The sequence below is a fragment of the Paraferrimonas sp. SM1919 genome, assembly GCF_010993985.1.
Lineage (GTDB): Bacteria > Pseudomonadota > Gammaproteobacteria > Enterobacterales > Shewanellaceae > SM1919.
In genome coordinates, this window is record NZ_WINH01000024.1 from 41,301 (window position 1) to 59,896 (window position 18,596).

The following is an 18,596-nucleotide window of genomic DNA, read 5'->3' on the forward strand; positions in this document are numbered from 1 at the left end:
GGGAGTTGCTTAACTATGAGGATGCTTTTGAAAGAGCCAGACAACAACAAAAAGAGCCTCCACAAGCCCCTGTTGAAATGAATATACTTGTCTCTAATGATGACAGTGTTCATGCACCGGGGATTGATGCCCTAGCCACTGAGCTTAGCAAGTTAGGAAACGTTAAAGTTGTGGCTCCTGATAGAAATTGTTCCGGCGCCAGTAATTCAATCACACTCACTCAACCGTTAAGGATCACAGAGGTTGAAAAAGGTTATTTGAGTGTCAACGGAACACCTGCAGATTGCGTGCATATGGCTGTGCGGGAGTTCTATGAAAGTGGACCAAGTATTGTCGTTTCAGGGGTCAATGCTGGTGCTAATTTAGGTGATGATACCCTTTATTCTGGTACTGTAGCTGCAGCGATGGAAGGTCGCTTTTTAGGTATGCCAGCAGTAGCGGTTTCACTGGTTGGATCTAAGCATTTTGATACTGCTGCCAAAGTTGCAAGGGAAATCGTAGAAAAATTAATGCTTAAGCCATTACCTGCCGATCAAATTTTGAATATAAATGTGCCAGATCTGCCTTATGAACAAATTAAAGGGATCAAGGTTACCCGCCTAGGTTCTAGGGAACCTGCAGGAGGAATTGTGGCAGATAAAGATCCGGCAGGGAGAAACATTTTGTGGATTGGTTCATTAGGTAATGAACGAGATGCAGGGCCTGGCACAGACTTCGCTGCTATCCGAGAAGGCTACGTTGCAATTACGCCTCTGTGGGTGGATTTAACGGCTTATGAAAAGCTCGCTGAATTAGAAGATTGGATTAAAGATGACATCAACAATTAATCAACTTGCAGCTAAGAAGTTGGTACAACAGCTTGTTCAGTTAGGGATAACAGACCAAAATGTTTTGCAAGTAATGTCTACTTTGCCGAGGCAGTTATTCATTGATTCAAGTTTAATGGCTAAGGCTTTTGATAATACGGCGTTGCCTATTGGTTCTGGGCAAACCATTTCACAACCTTACATTGTGGCCAAAATGACTCAGCTTATTGCACAAATCAAGCCCCAAAAAGTACTTGAAATCGGTACCGGGAGTGGTTATCAAACAGCTATCTTGTCGCAATTGTTTGAGCAAGTTTATACGGTTGAACGTTTACGAGAGTTGCAAATCAAAGCTAAAGCAACATTGCGCAAACTGGATTGTCATAACATTAAATATAAATGCAGAGACGGCTGGCTGGGCTGGAGCGAGCAACATCAATTCGATGCCATAATTGTCACGGCAGCGCCGATTGACGTCCCGCAGGCTTTATTGAGGCAACTTGCTCCTGGCGGTCGCTTAGTTGTACCGGTTGGCGAACAGCAACAAATGTTGTATTGCATTGAACGCAAAGAAGATCAATATTACCAAACGGCCATCGAGCCAGTGAAATTCGTTCCTTTGGTGGCAGAAATAATTTAATTAATGAGAAACAGAGTGTCTAGGCAAGGAAGTTTATTAATTTTAATCGCATTAATCACTGCTTGTAGTCATGCCCCACGGGTACCGGCTCCGGTAGAGAATATAATGGTCGGCAAAAATTACACCGAAGATACTCGTTCATCTTATACTGGAACGGTTTACACGGTTAAGGAAACGGAGACGTTATACTCAATTGCTTGGCAAACTGGCAAAGATTATAGCGAGCTTGCTAAGCTTAATAAGCTCTCTGCACCATTCCAAATCTTTCCAGGCCAAGTACTGGTGTTAACGCCTCCGCCTGTTGCTATTGATAAGCCAACAACACAAGTCGCTATGGCCAAACTTGATAAGCCCAATGATTTTAAGCCCATACCAGTTAACAAGCGTCCAAAGTCAAAATTCAAGCCTGCGGTAAGGCCCAAACCGGTTAAGAATTTAAATAGAACGAGCGTGCCAGTTAAAACCGTTGCAACGACAAAGACTCCTCAGTATTATTCAACAAGTAGACAACAAGTTGTTAACAATGTTGTCCACAGGCAAGAATCGCAAAAGCAAAATGTTCGACCCCAAAAGGCAACTTTTGATGGCAGCTGGACATGGCCTGTTAAAGGGGAGTTGCTTGAGGGCTTTTCTTACAAAGCTGATGGTGTGAAAGGAATAAGAATACAGGCAGACAGAGGGCAGTCTATTAAGGCTGCAGCAGCTGGAACTGTTGTTTATGCTGGTAACGCACTGAGAGGCTATGGCAATTTAGTAATAATTAAACATTCTGATAAGTACCTTAGTGCTTATGCTCACTCGGATAGGATTGTAGTTAAAGAAAAACAGAATGTATTGCAGGGACAAAAAATTGCCGAGGTTGGCAGTTCCGGGATCAATAGAGTAATGGCACATTTTGAAATACGCAAAAATGGTAAGCCTGTTGACCCAATTAAACTGTTGCCTTAACTTTGACTGTCAAATTTGATAGTCGCTATTTGAAGTACTTTCACTTTTCAGTTTTGAATTATGGGAGAGAACAAATGAAAAATGCGGCAATTGAACAGCAACTTAATGGCAATGTTGATGATATAGATGTTTCAATTTCTGAACTAAATGAAATTGAAGAAAGTGAAAATTCCGATCAATATGAGCTTACTGCACTATCAGGTAAGTCTGATAGCCCTAAGCAACTCGACGCTACCCAAATCTATTTAAGTGAGATAGGCTTTTCTCCATTGCTTTCTGCCGATGAAGAAAAATATTTTGCACGTAAATCTTTAAAAGGTTGTCTTAAATCTAGGCAGCGTATGATTGAAAGCAACTTGAGACTGGTCGTTAAAATATCAAGAAGGTATAACAACCGTGGTTTACCACTTCTGGATTTAATTGAAGAAGGGAACCTGGGTTTAATACGAGCGGTCGAAAAGTTCGATCCTGAACGTGGTTTCCGTTTTTCTACCTATGCCACTTGGTGGATCCGTCAAACTATTGAACGGGCTATAATGAATCAAACCCGTACCATTCGCCTACCCATTCATGTCGTTAAAGAATTAAATGTTTATCTGCGCGCGGCCAGAGAACTTGCTCAAAAACTTGACCATGAACCAAGCGCAGAAGAAATCGCTGAAGCCCTTGATAGACCGGTTAAAGATGTCCGCAAAATGCTAAAGCTTAATGAGCGTATTACCTCTGTAGATACGCCGATTGGTGGAGAGAGTGAAAAGGCATTATTAGACATTATTGCTGATGATGATAATCGTGCTCCTGATCATTGTGTGCAAGATGCTGATATCAAAGATTCAGTCGTTAAATGGTTATTTGAGCTTAACACTAAACAAAGAGAAGTGCTGGCGAGAAGATTTGGCTTGATGGGCTATGAACCTTCAACACTTGAAGATGTTGGCCGTGAAATTGGTTTAACCCGTGAACGTGTCCGTCAAATTCAAGTCGAAGCATTGCGCCGGATGAAGGATATGTTATCCCAGCAAGGTTTATCAGTAGAAGCACTATTTAGACAAGATACTTAGACACTAAAATTAACCCTATAAAAATCCCGAGCGAGATGAAACTGGCTCGGGATTTTTTATTGCAACTACAGGGCTAAGCCATTAATCGTTATGGGCAGCCTGAATCGCTGTCAGCGCAATCGTGTACACGATATCGTCCACTAGGGCACCACGGGATAAATCATTCACTGGCTTGCGCATACCTTGCAGCATTGGACCAATAGAAATTAGATCAGCACTTCGTTGTACCGCTTTGTATGTGGTATTACCCGTGTTTAGATCAGGGAATACAAATACGTTAGCTTTACCTGCAACCGGTGAGTTAGGTGCTTTAGATTTTGCAACATTAGGCATAACCGCTGCATCATACTGAAGTGGGCCATCAATCATTAGATCTGGACGCTTAGCTTGGGCTAGTTTGGTTGCTTCACGTACTTTTTCAACATCTGAACCCGTACCTGATGAACCGGTAGAGTATGAAATCATGGCTACACGTGGCTCAATACCAAAGGCTTCAGCGGATTCTGCCGATTGAATGGCAATGTCAGCTAATTGCTCTGCGGTTGGATCTGGGTTAATCGCACAGTCACCGTAAATCAGTACTTGATCAGGCAGCAGCATGAAGAATACTGAAGATACCAGTGATGCACCAGGGGCGGTTTTAACCAACTGCAGTGGTGGACGAATAGTATTCGCGGTGGTATGCACAGCTCCTGAAACTAACCCGTCTACTTCATCTAGTGCCAACATCATAGTGCCGAGTACGACCGTATCTTCAAGCTGCGTGGCAGCCATGACTTCTTCTAAGCCTTTATGCTTACGCAGTTCGACCATCGGCGCAACGTATTTGTGACGGGTTAGTTCAGGATCGATAATCTCAATACCTTCACCTAGGGTCACCCCTTGTTGTTCCGCTACTCTGTGAATTTCTTCAGGGTTACCAATAAGCACACATTTCGCGATACCACGCTCAGCTGCAATGGCTGCCGCTTGCACAGTACGCGGTTCATCACCTTCAGGCAGCACCACAGTTTTTTTGGCCTGGCGAGCAAGCTCGGTAAGCTGGAATCGAAATGCGGCAGGTGATAGGCGGCGTTCTCGAACCGTGCCATCAGTAATGCTACTGATCCAATCTGATGAGATATGACGTGCAACAGAGTCTTGAACGATTTCAATACGGGCAGTGTCATCGACAGGTACTTCATCGTTATAGCGTTGGATAGCAATCGCAGTGTTCCAAGTGTTTGACTCAACCAGGAAAATTGGAAGGCCAGTTTCAAAGGCCTGTTCACATAGTTTGATTACCGGCCCTTCCGGCTCATAGCCACCAGTCAGTAGTACTGCACCAATCTTGACACCGTTCATGGCAGCTAAGCACGCCGCAACTAATACATCGGCACGGTCACCAGAGGTAACTAAGAGTGACCCAGGAGTAATATGCTCAATCATGTTTGGAATAGAGCGAGTACAGAAGGTAACCTTTGTTAATCGACGAGTGTCTAGTTCACCACCGTTTAGGATACGAGCTCGTAAGTGCTTAGCAAGGTCCGAAGCACGGGGAGAAACCATGCCAAGTTGGTAAGGGATCGCACCTAAAACTTTTAATGGTGACTTACCCGGAAGTTGGAAACTTTGAGCAGCTACAGCATTATAATCGATAGAGTCATCAAAAAGCGCTAATGTATCTTTACCTTCGGTACTTCCTTCAATGGGAGCACCAATTTTGTTGATGATACAGCCGAGTATTCGCTTGTTAGAGGCTCCGCCCCAGCTGTGATACATGATCTCTAGGCGGTTTTTGATTTCAGCGGGGCTGTCTTCACCAGGTATTGCAACAAATACAATGTCTGCATCTAGGGCATTACTGATGGCTTTGTTCATTTCATCAGCGAAGCCGTGCTGAGGAGTAGGCACTAAGCCTTCTAAGATGGTCACTCCAGTGTCACGGTCAATCGTTGCAGCTCGAGCAACAATATCTTCAAGTAAAATGTCCAATTGCTTAGAGCCAATTAACTCTTCAGCATAATCCATAGTAAATGGTTGTAATGGTGTTATGGTTGGCGAGCGACTCAGGATGGTGGTAGAACGTTCTGGACCACTATCATTATTGTGTTGTTGCGCAATTGGCTTAAAGAATTGTACCTTAACCCCTGTGCGCTCAACAGCGCGGACAAGGCCCAGGCTTATGGTGGTTAAACCAACAGAAGATCCTACCGGGATCAACATAATTTTTCTAGACATAGATGCCTCTGTTTACAGGAGGAGTTGCACTCCTCCAGATACCATCGATTAAATTAACGCCATAGCGTCTTGTGCAATAACCCACTCTTCATTGGTTGGGATCACCATTGCTTTAATTGCCGAATCTGCGGTAGTAATTAATCCTTGTTTACCAAAACGAGCAGCTAAGTTAGCGGCAGCATCTTCTTTGATGCCAAAGATGCTTAAGTAAGTCAGTACTTTGCTGCGGATCACATCAGAGTTTTCACCAATACCACCGGTAAAAGTGATAGCGTCAATACGACCTAGGGCGACAGAATAAGAAGCAACATATTTGGCTAAACGATAGCAAAATATTTCTAAGGCTAAAGTTGCGCCTTTATGGCCTTCTTCTGCGGCTTCCTCAATACCACGACAGTCGTTAGTCAGTTCTGAGATACCAAGTAAACCTGATTGTTTATTAAGAAGGTTGTTTAATTCTTCGTTGGTGTAACCCAGTGTTGAGGTTAAATGGGTTAAGATCGAAGGATCTAAATCGCCACTGCGAGTTCCCATTACTAGCCCCTCTAGTGGGGTCATGCCCATAGAGGTATCCACACATTTACCATCTTTAACGGCAGCCACAGAAGCACCGTTACCTAAGTGACAGTTGATAATGTTAGTGTCAGAGATATCTTTACCTAAGGCAGCAGCCGCTTCACGGGTGATGAAAAGGTGGCTAGTACCATGGAAACCGTAACGACGAACACCGTGCTCGCGGTACAGTTTGTAAGGTAGCGCGTAAATGTAAGCTTTTTCTGGCATGGTTTGGTGGAAAGCAGTATCAAACACAGCAACCTGAGGTAAATCGGGGAAAGAGGCTTGAGCAGCACGAATGCCAATTAGGTGCGCAGGGTTGTGGAGAGGCGCTAGTGCCGCGCAATCTTCAATACCTTTGATCACGCTATTATCGATTAATACTGATTTGGTGTATTTCTCACCACCATGAACCACACGATGACCAATTGCCGCAATGCGATCTGAAAGTTCTTGATTATCGCCAAGGATTTGATTAACGATAAATTCAACAGCCTCACGGTGGGCACTGTATGCACCAAGCAAAGCGTCAGATTTTTGGCCGTTCACTTTCCACTTAATACGCGCATCTTCTAAACCGAAACACTCAGCAAGACCTGAAATTAGGTCATCACCAGTTGCGGCATCCATTACAGCAAATTTGAGCGACGAGCTGCCGCAGTTAAGAACTAGAACTAAATTTTTAGACATCGATATTCACCTGAATGTGTGTCACAGTCGAATGGTTATCTCATATTTTAACAAAGAGATAACGGCTGTGCCGAAAATTAATCGTTTAATGCGTTTAAAATGCAAGCTGTTAAGACTTCTTTGACGTATTTATGCTATGTTAAAGAAACATCACATAGGCTGTAATACACATGAACTCTGTTTGGCATACATTCATCATGGGTCAAAAATATTTAAAGATTTGGCCAATGATTAAACCTCTAGCGTCCTTGTTTCCCGAATACCGGGTGATCCGTGCTACCAATTTCGGATTGAAGTTCGCTCCAATCGTTGCGGTAGTCAGCGTCAGCAGTCAATTGCTATTTAATCCCTTTTCTTCCGTTGAGCTGGCAGTCACCATCGGCTTGTTTTTTATCAGCCTGCCGTTACAGGGACTGTATTGGCTTGGACAGCGAGCTCAAGCACCATTGCCACTTTCGTTAATGGATTGGTGCTCTGAATTACGTCAAACCCTCAAAGCTGCTGGCTATGCTGCCCCCCGTATGGAAAACGGCGGTAAGTATTTAGATTTAGCCCAAATACTCAATACAGCCTTTGGTAAACTTGATGAGGATTACTGGCGAGAACTTTAATATTGCGCCAATATTCCATTATTTTTAAATACGTTTTTAATCTGCTCCATAACTTCGATAGTCGGTGGCTCTACCCCCTCTAAAGGGTATTTTTGCCCTAGGGTCTGCCACTTATGGGCGCCAAGTTTGTGGTACGGCAGTAACTCTACTTTTTCCACATTGGTCATTGGCTTAATAAACTCTGCTAACTTTTCCGCGTCTTCAACTTTATCGGTATGACCCGGTACCACCACATAACGTATCCAGGTTTTCTGGTTGCGTTGTTGCAGGTATTGGGCAAATTGTAAGGTACGTTGGTTACTCACATGCGTCAGCGCAATATGAGCCTGATCATCAATATGTTTTATGTCCAACATCACCAAATCGGTATTGTCTAATAGATCATCAATTCCTTGGCTGTGCTTACGCACAAAGCCGTTGGTATCCAAACAGGTGTGAATGCCTTGGCTTTTTAAGTTACTGAACACTTCTGCTAGGAATTCGGCCTGAAGTATCGCTTCACCACCACTGGCGGTAAAACCGCCGCCATTTTCGTAAAAGTGGCGATATTGCAATACCTGCTGGGTTAATTCAGCACTGCTGATGCTGGTACCTTCATCTAATGCCCAGCTGTCACGGTTGTGGCAATACTGGCATCGCATCAGACAGCCCTGCATAAAGGCAATAAAGCGAATACCAGGACCGTCAACGGTGCCAAAGCTTTCAGTAGAATGAATTTGACCAATCAATGACATGTAAATACCTAGGGCCTGTGCCCTTTAATTTAGACTCTAGTACCTTTAAAAGGAACTCATGTAAAAACTGCGCACTCCCAATAACAGAGTGCGCAGTATTAATTACATGCTTTCGGTAAAAGTACGGGCTATGACGTCAGCTTGTTGCTCAGGCGTTAGCGCGTTAAAGCGCACGGCGTAACCAGAAACGCGGATAGTGAGCTGAGGGTAATTCTCAGGGTGCTTAACCGCATCTTCAAGCATTGAACGATTTAGCACGTTCACGTTTAGGTGTTGCCCACCTTCTAATTTGTCATTGTGACGGAAGTAACCATCCATTAGCGCTGCCAGGTTCGAGCGACGGCTGTCTTCATCTTTACCTAGGGCATTAGGCACGATAGAGAAGGTGTAAGAAATGCCGTCTTTAGCGTGACTAAATGGCAGTTTTGCAACCGAAGTAAGTGACGCTACCGCACCGTTTTGGTCACGACCGTGCATTGGGTTAGCCCCAGGTGCAAATGGTTGACCATCGCGACGACCATCTGGTGTGTTACCCGTCTTCTTACCGTATACAACGTTAGAAGTAATGGTCAGTACTGACTGCGTCGGACGGGCATTACGGTAAGTGTGTTGACGACGGATCTTAGTCATAAAGCTTTCCACAAGCTCTACTGCAATGTCATCGACACGGGCGTCGTTGTTACCAAATTTCGGGTAGTCACCTTCAATTTCGAAATCAATGGCAATACCGTTTTCATCACGAATTGGCTTAACTTTGGCGTACTTAATGGCGGCTAAAGAGTCAGCGGCAACCGACAGGCCAGCAATACCACAAGCCATAGTGCGCTCAACGTTTTTGTCGTGCAGTGCCATTTGAATGGCTTCGTAGCTGTACTTGTCGTGCATGTAGTGGATAGAGTTCAGCGCGCTTACGTATTGAACGGCTAACCAATCCATAAAGCTGTCTAGGCGACCCATTACATCATCAAAGTCTAGTACTTCGTCAGTAATGGCATCAGTCTTAGGACCAACTTGGATCTTAAGTTTTTCGTCTACACCACCGTTGATGGCATACAGCATGGTTTTCGCAAGGTTAGCGCGAGCACCGAAGAACTGCATTTGCTTACCAATGATCATTGGGCTGACACAACAAGCGATAGCGTAGTCATCGTTGTTGAAGTCAGTGCGCATTAGATCATCGTTTTCGTACTGGATAGAGCTAGTATCAATCGATACTTTGGCACAGTAACGCTTGAAATTGACAGGCAGTTGCTCAGACCAAAGTACCGTAATGTTTGGTTCTGGGCTTGGACCCATGGTGTATAGCGTGTGCAGAGTACGGAAAGCGTTTTTAGTGACAAGGGTACGGCCATCAACACCCATACCACCGATAGATTCTGTTGCCCAAATTGGGTCGCCAGAGAACAGTTGATCGTAGTCAGGAGTACGTAGGAAACGAACCATACGTAGCTTCATAATGAAGTGATCCATGAATTCCTGTGCTTGGACTTCAGTAATCAGGCCTTTTTGAAGGTCACGCTCAATGTAGATGTCTAGGAAGCTAGATACACGGCCCATAGACATTGCCGCACCGTTTTGGCTCTTAACGGCTGCTAGGTAACCAAAGTATGTCCACTGAATCGCTTCTTGGGCGTTAGTAGCAGGACCAGAAATGTCGAAGCCGTAGCTGGCTGCCATTTCTTTTAATTGACCTAGAGAACGGTGTTGCTCAGCAATCTCTTCACGCAGTTGCATGATTTCAGCAACGTTGGCTGCATTTTCAAAATCATGTTGGGTTGAGCGGTGTTGTGCTTGTTTTTCCTGCATTAGGAAATCAACACCGTATAGTGCTACGCGGCGGTAATCACCAATAATACGACCACGGCCGTAGGCATCTGGTAGACCGGTTAGTACGCCTGATTTACGACAACGTAGAATATCCGGGCTGTAAACGTCGAATACCCCCGCGTTATGGGTTTTACGGTGCTCGGTGTAAGTTTGCTTGATACCAGCATCAAGTTCGCGGCCGTAAACTTTACAAGAGCTTTCAACCATACGAATACCGCCGTTAGGGATAATCGCACGCTTAAGTGGCGCTTCAGTTTGCAGGCCAACAATGGTTTCTTGATCTTTGTTGATGTAGCCAGCAGGGTGAGAAGTAATGGTAGAAATGACATCAGTATCAAAATCAACAGGCGCGTGGGTAGCATTTTCTTGTTTAATGCCTTGCATCACTTTTTGCCACAACTCAGTTGTTGCTGGAGTGACTTGCGCTAAGAAAGACTCGTCGCCTTCGTATGGGGTGTAGTTAGCTTGAATAAAGTCGCGTACATTTACGTTTTCTTTCCAATCACCAGCTTTGAAGCCATCCCAGGCTACTGCGAACATTTGTGTTTGTTCAGTCATTACTGTCACCTTTACAACAAGAATATTAATGCTTGTTGCTTTGCTGTTGCCTATTAGGTTGCTAATAAGCGATTTAAAATAGAATTTGTGGCATTACGGGTTAAACCCAACCGAGAGGTCCATTAATTGGTAAGACCAATTTACCTATATTTAAATTATAACAATTGCAGAATTTGAAAAAATCACCCAAACACAATTTTGCGAGTGAGTTAACAATGTTTATGAACAATTGATTTAAAAGCGTTTTCAGTGTGAAAAAGGCAAGGGTTATGGTGGCACAAAATTACCGACTGGGTGGCAGCAAGGACTGGAAATGTGAGCCCGCGCATAGTTACGCAGGCTCGATTGTGAACTGGATCAGACTAGCCGAATGCCGTCTTTTTCAATGATAATAAGTTTTTGTTTGTAAAGATTGCCAATAGCACGTTTGAAAGCGGCTTTAGATAGCCCAAACGTTCGCTTAATAAGCTCAGGTTCACTTTTATCATGTACGGCTAAAAACCCCTCATTTTGTTTGAGAGTGGCAATAATTTTATCGCTGGCATCATCTTTGGCTGCTTTGTGATTTTTGTGCAGGCAAAGGTCAATTTTATCATCTCGACGAACTTGCTTAATGTAGCCTTTAAGCTTTTTACCTTGGGGCAGAGCTTGGTTAACCTCATTGTGGAATAATACCCCCCAATGTTTATTATTAACGATGGCCTTAAAGCCTAAGTCAGTTTTAGTCGCGATCACTAGGTCAACTTCTTCTCCCTTACCGTAAGGTGGAGGCGTGTTATCCAGAAATTTGTCAATTTTAGCGCTGGCGGTAATACGCTCAGAAGCATTATCAAGGTAGATATGCACTAATACACGGTCACCCGACTGAACTCGCTTGCGCTGTTCACCGAAGGGAAGTAATAAGTCTTTGTCCATGCCCCAATCTAAAAAGGCACCAACATTGTTGGTATCGATAACGTTCAGTAAGGCAAACTCACCCACCTGTGCACGAGGCGTTTTTAGGGACGCCACCAAACGGTCTTCGGAATCAAATAAAATAAAGACCTCAAGGTAATCATCAATGTGCATTTGATCATTGGTGAATCGCTTGGGTAGCAAAATTTTACCTAGCTCTTGACCATCTAAGTAGATACCTTGAGGCGCTTTCTCTAGAATTTGTAAACGATTATAACGACCAATAGCGACCATGAATTTGCCCTCTATAAAAAATGCAGCGCGCATCCTAACACGCTGGTACAGATAACCCTAGTGGTTATATGCATTTAGGGCAAATATAAGGGCTGAATTAGTGATTACAGTTACCGTCAGTAGAGTGACCGTAAAGGTAAAGGCTGTGATTAGAAAGTTTGATATTGTGCTTACGAGCGATTTCATGCTGGATGCGCTCGATGGTGTCATCTTCAAATTCAATGACTTCACCGCAGTCAAGGCACACCAGATGATCATGATGGTCATTTGAAGCTAATTCGAAAACTGCTTTGCCACTTTCAAAGTGGTGACGGGTGACAATGCCAGCATCGTCAAATTGGTTTAACACACGGTAAACAGTTGCTAAACCAATCTCCTCACCTGTCTCTAACAGGATCTTGTACAAATCTTCTGCACTAATATGTTGGTTTTCAGGTTGCTGAAGTAATTCTAAAATTTTTACTCTAGGTAAGGTGATCTTCAGTCCTGCTTTTTTTAATGCTTGATTTTGTTCGGCCATGAAACTGTCTTTTTGGAAATCGATATTTTTATTTTAATGCTTACAAGGTAAACTTGAAACCTTAAAGTTGCAATTGATAATAATTATTTTTATCAATTGTGATTAAATTTAACTTCATTGGATGAAAGATGTACAAAAAAATTGTGGTATTAACTGGTGCCGGTATTTCAGCTGAATCAGGCATAAATACATTCAGAGATAATGATGGTTTGTGGGAAAACCATGCCATAGAAGATGTGGCTACTCCTGAAGGTTACCAACGTGATCCACAATTGGTGTTTGATTTTTATAATGCTCGCCGACAGCAATTGAGTTTGCCAGAAATTAAGCCTAATGATGCCCATCAAGCTTTAGCAAAGCTGCAAAAGCAATTTGGTGGGGAGTTGTTGATAGTTACTCAAAACGTAGACAACCTCCATGAAAGGGCAGGGGCGCAAGTGTTGCACATGCACGGGGAGTTAAATTCTGCCCGTTGTCCCCGCAGTGGTAAACAGACCACTGATTTTGGGCATTTTGGTTTTGATACATTATGTGATTGTTGTCCATTACCGCAACCTCTCAGACCAGATATTGTTTGGTTTGGCGAAATTCCGCTGCAAATGGAAAAAATAGAACAGGCACTATCTCAATGCGATTTGTTTATTGCCATCGGCACTTCTGGGGAGGTATATCCCGCGGCTGGTTTTGTTTCACTGGCTAATCAGGCAGGTGCCACTACGGTTGAGGTGAATCTGGCGCCAAGTCGAAATAACGACCAGTTTTTACTGAAAAAGGGCGGTAAAGCCAGTCAGAGTGTGCCTAAGCTGGTGGAGGATATCTTAATGGGCATGGCCTTATTTTGATGGTTTGTGGCTGCGCCACGGCGGATTTATATCTTTCTTGTTTACTGGGTAGGTTTAGCTGTTATAGGCTCATCACGTTATTCTCGTCGGGGTGCCGACATCACCCAGAAGGGAGCGGCTGCGCCCCCCTCTGGACTCCCCCGCAGCACACCGCATTTTGTCTTTTTCTGAATTCTCAATCATGATTACGCAGGCGGCCTGATTCACCATCCATGGCTCAAGCAGGCCTTACTGACCATCCATGGTCAGCACTGCTAATCATTTCAATCGAATTCAGGACAAAATGAGGGTGGAATTGAGTAGCAGTACGTTATCAATGATGCGTTTCAAACTCACTTATGGACAAAAGTGATTTATAAATTGAAGTGGTAACGCTTGGCTTTGCGGCGTGCCGGAGCGAAGCGTAGGCGCGTCCGGCAACAGCCATTTGTTATAAGCCCTTTTTCCACCACAGTCATATATGGAAAAGTTAACTGAAATATTTTAGGCTCTTGTTTGACTCGCTATATTCCTCACCAATCATATAAGCCTCTGATTTTAAACTTTCATCAACATTTTTTGTCGCAAAGACCAATTGAAAGTCTACTTCGTAACTGGATAGTGCCTCAACTACGACTTTCTGAAAATTCTTTGAGCGGTCATCTTCCATCCCGCCATTTTCAATGCCATCGAGAACTAAAAATCGAGGTAGGCGCACATATTTTTTTTCAAGTGCGGCCATCAAGAGTGCAACATGAAACGCGTTATTTAATAAGACCATTCCACTTTCTGAAAAGGCTGTTTTTCCGTTCACTGATACACTGTTGGCAGCGAAATCAAACTCTGCATAACCTGCATTTTTAAATTCTTTTTCTGCACCATTATCTTTTCTCAGCAACTCACAAAGCTTCTCGGATATAAGCGCCTTAATTTCAGGTTCACGCTTGAGTCTTTGTTTTCCTATCAATTCGATTTTATCGTTGAGCCTGTTAACTTCAGACTGGACAGAGTCCCTGTCAGCTCGTAATTCAAGTAAGGACTGATGTAGTTCAGCAATTTTATCTAATGTCTGAAGCTTTTCTTCTAGCTCTCCTGTTTGTCGGTAAAGCTCAAATAGCTGCTTTTCTTTACTGGCGTCGACTGAGCTCATAGTTGCAGTTACTTTGCTAACTTGTTTTCTGAATGAGGTTCTTAATTCCTTTCGTTTAGCTGTAAGATCCGTTAGTTTTTGCTTTTTCTTTTCCAATAGCTTTTCAGATTCGCGAAGTTGGATTTCGATTTCATTCTTCATTCTGAGGAGGCTATTTGAACTGTCTTTTGATTCTCTCGGCTCACCACATACGCCACAGCATTCCTTGGCTTTTTCTTTGAGGGGTTTGTGACAACTTGGGCACGAAGAAAACTTGAACCCATCAATCAAACTCCCAACTTTTATTGAGTCCCTTAATGCGCACTGTTTGTCAAGAAGCTCTGAAACGAACTCTTCAGAATCAAGTATGTTGTAATTCAATTGTTGAATTTCAGTTTCTACTTCTAGCAATTTATTTCGAATTGCTACGCTATCTTTTGCCGAGGACTCTGTTTCCTTTTTTTCAGAACTGTATGAAACCAAAGATTCCTCTTTAACCTTTATAATTTCGACATTGATAGAAGCTATATCATTTAAAATGTTTGTCTTCTGTTCTTCAATGGTTTCGATGCCCTCGCCAAAAGAAGTCTTTCCGACAACCGACTGAATTGCTTGAAGTTTTGAAATTATCTTTTGCAGTTTTTTCTCTTCTTCAACAAGTTTGATCTTTGCGTCATAAAGCTCGTTGTCGTACAAGCCTAATAGGTATTTACCTATTGATTCCCTTTTGAATGCCGAATCGAAAGGCTCATTGTTAAATATGGCACTAGAGGTGTTTGATTGATCCGCGTAAATAAGTCGATACATTTGATGCAAGGTTACATTATTATTGTTTGCATCTGCTTTTGCTTCAGGTAAACCAAGTATGTCAAACATTTGTTGAGAAAAACTAGGTTTGCTTCCTATTGCATACGGATAATTAAACCAACTTGTGAGAGGAGAGGCTAATGCTGCATCCATTTCCGAAAAACAAAAATCCATTGATTGCTTATCTGAACCATTGTTTTTACGTCTAATCGTAACGGGACTACCATTGACTCTTAACTCCACATAAATGTTTTCACATAGTCCCGCTTCGTCTTTCCAGTTTGGGACTTCATATCCTAGCCCATACATTAGCAGTTGAATCACGGAAGTCTTGCCGGAACCATTTTTCCCAAACAACACATTAACACCTTGATGAAAAACTTCATCAAAAGCAATTTGAGAACCTCTTTTTACATGAAGCCTCTCAACCTTCAAAGTAGGTTTAATTAACATCGTATTTGTAGTCCATTAAACTTGTTATTTTTTTCAACCCATCAGAGCCTGTAACAGGAATCGTGATTAAATTTGCTACGATGAAATCAATTGCCTGACTGGATATGCTGTTTTCTCTTGATTCAGCTAAATTTTTTAATTCTTCTGGAATATTGTCGAGCAGAACTTGATATTCCGAAGAGTTTTTATGTGCTTGAAAAATACCTAGATCAACAAGTCGCTCAATAACTACATAGTGTGTTTCTTTCATAGCATTGAAGAGGCTCTTTGGATCAAAGTTCTGATATCGGTTTTTATAACTTTTAAACTCATTTTTTTCGACAAACCTATCTCTTGGCACAGACAGCTTTTGGATATGAGCAGGATTTGCTATTAAGAAGTCAAATAACCGTAGAGCTTCACCCTCTACGGTTTCTGCTTTCCAAGAGACTAATAATGCAGTCATGCGAAGTAGTGTATGATTTGCATCCAACGCTTTGTTGTATAAAAGCATCATTTCCACTCCAGGTGGCAATTTCCTGTTAAGAAATAGACCATTCCATTGATTTGACGGTTAAATATTTCCAGGACGTTTTCACCTAGACGGGCTTGTATTTCTTGCTCTAAGTGAGTTCTGAAGAGCAGTTTAAGAGCAGACTCTTCCTTAGTTGTAAGTAGCTTTCCTTTTATATTTGCGTTAAAGATTGACTCTACTTCGGCTAGTAAATAGGTAATTATTTTCTGAGCGGACTTGTAATGTTGATTTCGAATAATTAGTTTACTTACTTCTTCCTTTAGCTCTTCTCCGGTCTCAATTAAATAACCAAATCCGGCATCTTCTAGCTTCTCGGTCAAATCTCTTATATCGTAATTTTTATTACTGTAGTGAGTTAGCTCATCAATAATCACATTAGTCACTTGTTGATTAGACTTTTCCTCAACATACTTTTGAGACAGTAAATCCATTTGTGTTGGAGCCGGTAAATTATTTGTTATCTTGTCTCGTCCAACTACATCCCCGCCCGCAGTGATATTTCTGATCCAACTTAACATCTACTTTTGAACCTTGTCTCTGCCAACAACATCTCCACCAGCTCGAATATTTTTGAAGCTGCTTTTACTACCACCTTTAAAGCTCATTACAACCTTTATTCCAAGCCCTAATACAGCCAGAATAGCGACCGCTATTAAGCCAATTGTTATTAAGTTATCCATTTCTTTACCTTTTTAAATTTACTAATGTAATCGTATAACCAACCATATTCTGCGGTACAATATGCATTTTGTGGCTTTAATTCGCGCCAAATAGGTATAGTTCAATCAAGTCCGGTTTGACATCTAGCGATTGTGCTGTCGCTTTAACGAACTTGGGCTTATAACGCTCAAAGCAATTGAAACCAAAGCAACGCTTTGGGTTTCAATTGCCTTTGCTTGTTAAATGGTTTATCCATCAAAAACATTTGAGAACTCCGTTAAATGTTTAACCTGGACGCCAGTTTTTAAATTTATGGGGTTTATAAGACCATCCTCATCCATAATAAACGCTGGAGTATCGAGTTCAGAGCCCCCAGCTTTGATCCAGCAGTCCGTAAACCACTTGGCAACTAATAGATTTTCCGAGTTGCAGCGGTCATTAATCTCTTGATAAACGCGATCTTGCTCTTGCTGATCCTCGATCTCAAAACACTCAACAACAGCCTCCTCTCGTCCGATGTAATCATCAGAATCAATTAACACATCCAATCCCGCTAAAGGCTCGATTGGTTTTATGCCGGTTGATGAACCTTGAAATCTATTAAGAAAATAAACATAGAAGGGAATACCAGGAAGGCTCTCCCTAAATATAAGTGCTTGGATACATCTAACATCATCAGGAAGATCCTGCTCAATGATATTTCGCAAGTCTTCTACCAAAGCATCGCTATGTTTATCTAAGAAAGGTTGTATGTTCATGACCATTTAACAGCTTATTAAGCGGAAGCTCGATAATCTTCCGCGTAAAATTTAACTTACAAATAATATGTCATTTTAAGCTGTTGAAATAAAGTACAAATTTCTCACCAAGATAAGAAAAACTGAAAATCATGCTCGGCAAAAACGAGACCGTGGATGTAGGGTTTCCCTACATCCCTTGGCTACTTTTAAGTTAATCAATAACTTAGTTAAATTTTGGAAGATTATCGAGCCTTTAAACAGTCAATTTTGGCTCTGTTTGTCACCCAATAATCAGGAGGACAGTTATACCTGTATAAATGTTCACCTTTTAGCAGTAGTTAATTTGCATTATTCGACGTGCTTATAACTCATCCCTCGAATGGCAACTCCCGCTCTCGTAACTCATTTGGGGGCATTAATGAGTTAGAGGTATCGGCTTTGAAGACGCATCGTTACTCAAATTTACCCCTTCAGTCTGCGCTGAATTTGATTGAGGCATTAGTAGGATTGGGCAGGATGCCCAATAAGGCCAGCTTGAGCCACGGATGGCGAAAAGTTTGTCTGGAACAAACTTTAACAGCTTTAGCTGGCCCGAAGGGTGGAGGGCAGGATGCCCGGAATAGTCCGCCGTCTGCGTAATGGCGATGAAATTAACTATAGCCACCCATTATTAATCAATAAGTTACAACACTAAGGATTGCTCTTCAATCAGGCATTACTCATGTTGAGGTTAGTCATTGGCTATTGAGGGGGAAACTTGTGTTCGATTAGCTTGGTTTGTTTGCTTTAAGTGGTTATATGCACAAATTGACGCAGCATCAACCCACCGCGAATGCGGTGCAAAGATATAATAAGGAAACAATAGGTTTACTCGAAGAGTTGGCAACTTTGTTTGAAATGCTTTCGCCGCCTTTCTAAGTGCTCACAGTATTTATCATACTCTTGCAAGGTACCCACGGGTCCATGAAATACCTTACCAAAATCATTGACGATTTTTGCCCAATTCTCTGCTGGAATATTGAGCCGTTCAAGTATGCCTTTACTCTTTTTACTTATAGCACCACGCTTGTCATCGCGAATGATTCTGCCCGTATCATCAACCAGTTGCAGATAA

17 protein-coding genes and 1 pseudogene are annotated in these 18,596 nt (G+C 42.5%); 6 read left to right on the forward strand and 12 right to left on the reverse strand.

Going from position 1 to position 18,596, the window contains the following annotated elements:
• Positions 1–77: 77 nt before the first annotated feature.
• The 4 genes from surE (at position 78) to rpoS (ending at position 3,455) form a co-directional block, all read left to right on the forward strand.
• Positions 78–827, forward strand: a complete 750-nt coding sequence (gene surE / locus GFB48_RS14170; RefSeq protein WP_163937146.1) for a 5'/3'-nucleotidase SurE — start codon at positions 78–80, stop codon at positions 825–827.
• Positions 811–1,446 (forward strand): protein-L-isoaspartate(D-aspartate) O-methyltransferase, encoded by a 636-nt coding sequence (locus GFB48_RS14175; protein ID WP_163937090.1) that lies wholly within the window; start codon positions 811–813, stop codon positions 1,444–1,446. The genes surE and GFB48_RS14175 overlap by 17 nt, the downstream gene beginning before the upstream one ends.
• A 15-nt stretch (positions 1,447–1,461) precedes the next feature.
• Positions 1,462–2,394 carry a peptidoglycan DD-metalloendopeptidase family protein gene (locus GFB48_RS14180; protein ID WP_163937093.1) on the forward strand — a complete coding sequence of 311 codons (933 nt, stop codon included), beginning with the start codon at positions 1,462–1,464 and terminating at the stop codon, positions 2,392–2,394.
• A gap of 74 nt (positions 2,395–2,468) precedes the next feature.
• A complete protein-coding gene (gene rpoS, locus GFB48_RS14185) occupies positions 2,469–3,455 on the forward strand; it encodes an RNA polymerase sigma factor RpoS (protein WP_163937095.1) in 987 nt (328 codons plus the stop codon).
• Between the two features lie 81 nt (positions 3,456–3,536).
• Here the strand turns inward: rpoS and pta are convergent, their stop codons facing one another.
• Together pta and GFB48_RS14195 are read right to left on the reverse strand one after the other, a co-directional pair.
• Positions 3,537–5,675: a phosphate acetyltransferase gene (gene pta / locus GFB48_RS14190; protein ID WP_163937098.1), complete on the reverse strand. Its 2,139-nt coding sequence runs from the start codon at positions 5,673–5,675 to the stop codon at positions 3,537–3,539.
• A gap of 48 nt (positions 5,676–5,723) precedes the next feature.
• Positions 5,724–6,920 carry an acetate kinase gene (locus GFB48_RS14195; protein ID WP_163937101.1) on the reverse strand — a complete coding sequence of 399 codons (1,197 nt, stop codon included), beginning with the start codon at positions 6,918–6,920 and terminating at the stop codon, positions 5,724–5,726.
• A 170-nt stretch (positions 6,921–7,090) separates the two neighbouring features.
• On the opposite strand from GFB48_RS14195, the gene yfbV reads away from it, so the two are divergent.
• Positions 7,091–7,531, forward strand: a complete 441-nt coding sequence (yfbV, locus tag GFB48_RS14200) for a terminus macrodomain insulation protein YfbV (protein WP_163937105.1) — start codon at positions 7,091–7,093, stop codon at positions 7,529–7,531.
• On the opposite strand, the gene pflA is transcribed toward yfbV, so the two are convergent.
• The 4 genes from pflA to fur form a co-directional block, all read right to left on the reverse strand.
• Positions 7,528–8,265 carry a pyruvate formate lyase 1-activating protein gene (pflA, locus tag GFB48_RS14205; RefSeq protein WP_163937108.1) on the reverse strand — a complete coding sequence of 246 codons (738 nt, stop codon included), beginning with the start codon at positions 8,263–8,265 and terminating at the stop codon, positions 7,528–7,530. The two genes, yfbV and pflA, sit on opposite strands and share 4 nt — an antisense overlap.
• A 102-nt stretch (positions 8,266–8,367) precedes the next feature.
• Entirely contained in the window at positions 8,368–10,650 is a 2,283-nt protein-coding gene (gene pflB, locus GFB48_RS14210) for a formate C-acetyltransferase (RefSeq protein WP_163937111.1), read from the reverse strand.
• A 357-nt stretch (positions 10,651–11,007) separates the two neighbouring features.
• A complete protein-coding gene (locus GFB48_RS14215; protein ID WP_240464884.1) occupies positions 11,008–11,871 on the reverse strand; it encodes a S1 RNA-binding domain-containing protein in 864 nt (287 codons plus the stop codon).
• A gap of 64 nt (positions 11,872–11,935) precedes the next feature.
• Complete coding sequence (gene fur, locus GFB48_RS14220) at positions 11,936–12,358, reverse strand: ferric iron uptake transcriptional regulator (protein ID WP_163937114.1); 423 nt, start codon at positions 12,356–12,358, stop codon at positions 11,936–11,938.
• Positions 12,359–12,486: 128 nt separating this feature from the next.
• Here fur and cobB point away from each other — a divergent pair, with 128 nt between their 5' ends.
• Positions 12,487–13,200, forward strand: coding sequence for a Sir2 family NAD+-dependent deacetylase (gene cobB / locus GFB48_RS14225; RefSeq protein ID WP_163937117.1), 714 nt, complete (start codon positions 12,487–12,489; stop codon positions 13,198–13,200).
• A 469-nt stretch (positions 13,201–13,669) separates the two neighbouring features.
• Here cobB and GFB48_RS14230 read toward each other — a convergent pair whose 3' ends face one another.
• From GFB48_RS14230 to GFB48_RS14255, 6 genes and pseudogenes are all read right to left on the reverse strand, one after another.
• Positions 13,670–15,568 carry a hypothetical protein gene (locus GFB48_RS14230; RefSeq protein ID WP_163937120.1) on the reverse strand — a complete coding sequence of 633 codons (1,899 nt, stop codon included), beginning with the start codon at positions 15,566–15,568 and terminating at the stop codon, positions 13,670–13,672.
• Positions 15,558–16,064: an ABC-three component system middle component 5 gene (locus GFB48_RS14235; protein WP_163937123.1), complete on the reverse strand. Its 507-nt coding sequence runs from the start codon at positions 16,062–16,064 to the stop codon at positions 15,558–15,560. Before GFB48_RS14235 ends, GFB48_RS14230 begins: the two co-directional genes overlap by 11 nt.
• On the reverse strand, positions 16,061–16,600 hold the full coding sequence (locus GFB48_RS14240) for an ABC-three component system protein (RefSeq protein WP_163937126.1): 540 nt from the start codon (positions 16,598–16,600) through the stop codon (positions 16,061–16,063). The genes GFB48_RS14235 and GFB48_RS14240 overlap by 4 nt, the downstream gene beginning before the upstream one ends.
• Positions 16,601–16,762: a hypothetical protein gene (locus GFB48_RS14245; protein ID WP_163937130.1), complete on the reverse strand. Its 162-nt coding sequence runs from the start codon at positions 16,760–16,762 to the stop codon at positions 16,601–16,603.
• Between the two features lie 228 nt (positions 16,763–16,990).
• Positions 16,991–17,500: a hypothetical protein gene (locus GFB48_RS14250; protein ID WP_163937132.1), complete on the reverse strand. Its 510-nt coding sequence runs from the start codon at positions 17,498–17,500 to the stop codon at positions 16,991–16,993.
• 849 nt (positions 17,501–18,349) lie between these two features.
• Positions 18,350–18,596: pseudogene (locus GFB48_RS14255) on the reverse strand (transposase); the annotation flags it as partial.

What these genes read in the sequence shown, in the direction of transcription:
- GFB48_RS14195 (WP_163937101.1), bottom strand. Translation starts at nt 6,920, where the DNA reads ATGTCTAAAAATTTAGTTCTAGTTCTTAACTGCGGCAGCTCGTCGCTC.
- GFB48_RS14250 (WP_163937132.1), bottom strand. Translation starts at nt 17,500, where the DNA reads ATGAACATACAACCTTTCTTAGATAAACATAGCGATGCTTTGGTAGAA.
- rpoS (WP_163937095.1), top strand. Translation starts at nt 2,469, where the DNA reads ATGAAAAATGCGGCAATTGAACAGCAACTTAATGGCAATGTTGATGAT.
- GFB48_RS14245 (WP_163937130.1), bottom strand. Translation starts at nt 16,762, where the DNA reads ATGGATAACTTAATAACAATTGGCTTAATAGCGGTCGCTATTCTGGCT.
- GFB48_RS14175 (WP_163937090.1), top strand. Translation starts at nt 811, where the DNA reads ATGACATCAACAATTAATCAACTTGCAGCTAAGAAGTTGGTACAACAG.
- yfbV (WP_163937105.1), top strand. Translation starts at nt 7,091, where the DNA reads ATGAACTCTGTTTGGCATACATTCATCATGGGTCAAAAATATTTAAAG.
- GFB48_RS14235 (WP_163937123.1), bottom strand. Translation starts at nt 16,064, where the DNA reads ATGATGCTTTTATACAACAAAGCGTTGGATGCAAATCATACACTACTT.
- surE (WP_163937146.1), top strand. Translation starts at nt 78, where the DNA reads ATGAATATACTTGTCTCTAATGATGACAGTGTTCATGCACCGGGGATT.
- pflA (WP_163937108.1), bottom strand. Translation starts at nt 8,265, where the DNA reads ATGTCATTGATTGGTCAAATTCATTCTACTGAAAGCTTTGGCACCGTT.
- cobB (WP_163937117.1), top strand. Translation starts at nt 12,487, where the DNA reads ATGTACAAAAAAATTGTGGTATTAACTGGTGCCGGTATTTCAGCTGAA.
- pta (WP_163937098.1), bottom strand. Translation starts at nt 5,675, where the DNA reads ATGTCTAGAAAAATTATGTTGATCCCGGTAGGATCTTCTGTTGGTTTA.
- GFB48_RS14215 (WP_240464884.1), bottom strand. Translation starts at nt 11,871, where the DNA reads ATGCGCGCTGCATTTTTTATAGAGGGCAAATTCATGGTCGCTATTGGT.
- pflB (WP_163937111.1), bottom strand. Translation starts at nt 10,650, where the DNA reads ATGACTGAACAAACACAAATGTTCGCAGTAGCCTGGGATGGCTTCAAA.
- GFB48_RS14230 (WP_163937120.1), bottom strand. Translation starts at nt 15,568, where the DNA reads ATGTTAATTAAACCTACTTTGAAGGTTGAGAGGCTTCATGTAAAAAGA.
- GFB48_RS14240 (WP_163937126.1), bottom strand. Translation starts at nt 16,600, where the DNA reads ATGTTAAGTTGGATCAGAAATATCACTGCGGGCGGGGATGTAGTTGGA.
- fur (WP_163937114.1), bottom strand. Translation starts at nt 12,358, where the DNA reads ATGGCCGAACAAAATCAAGCATTAAAAAAAGCAGGACTGAAGATCACC.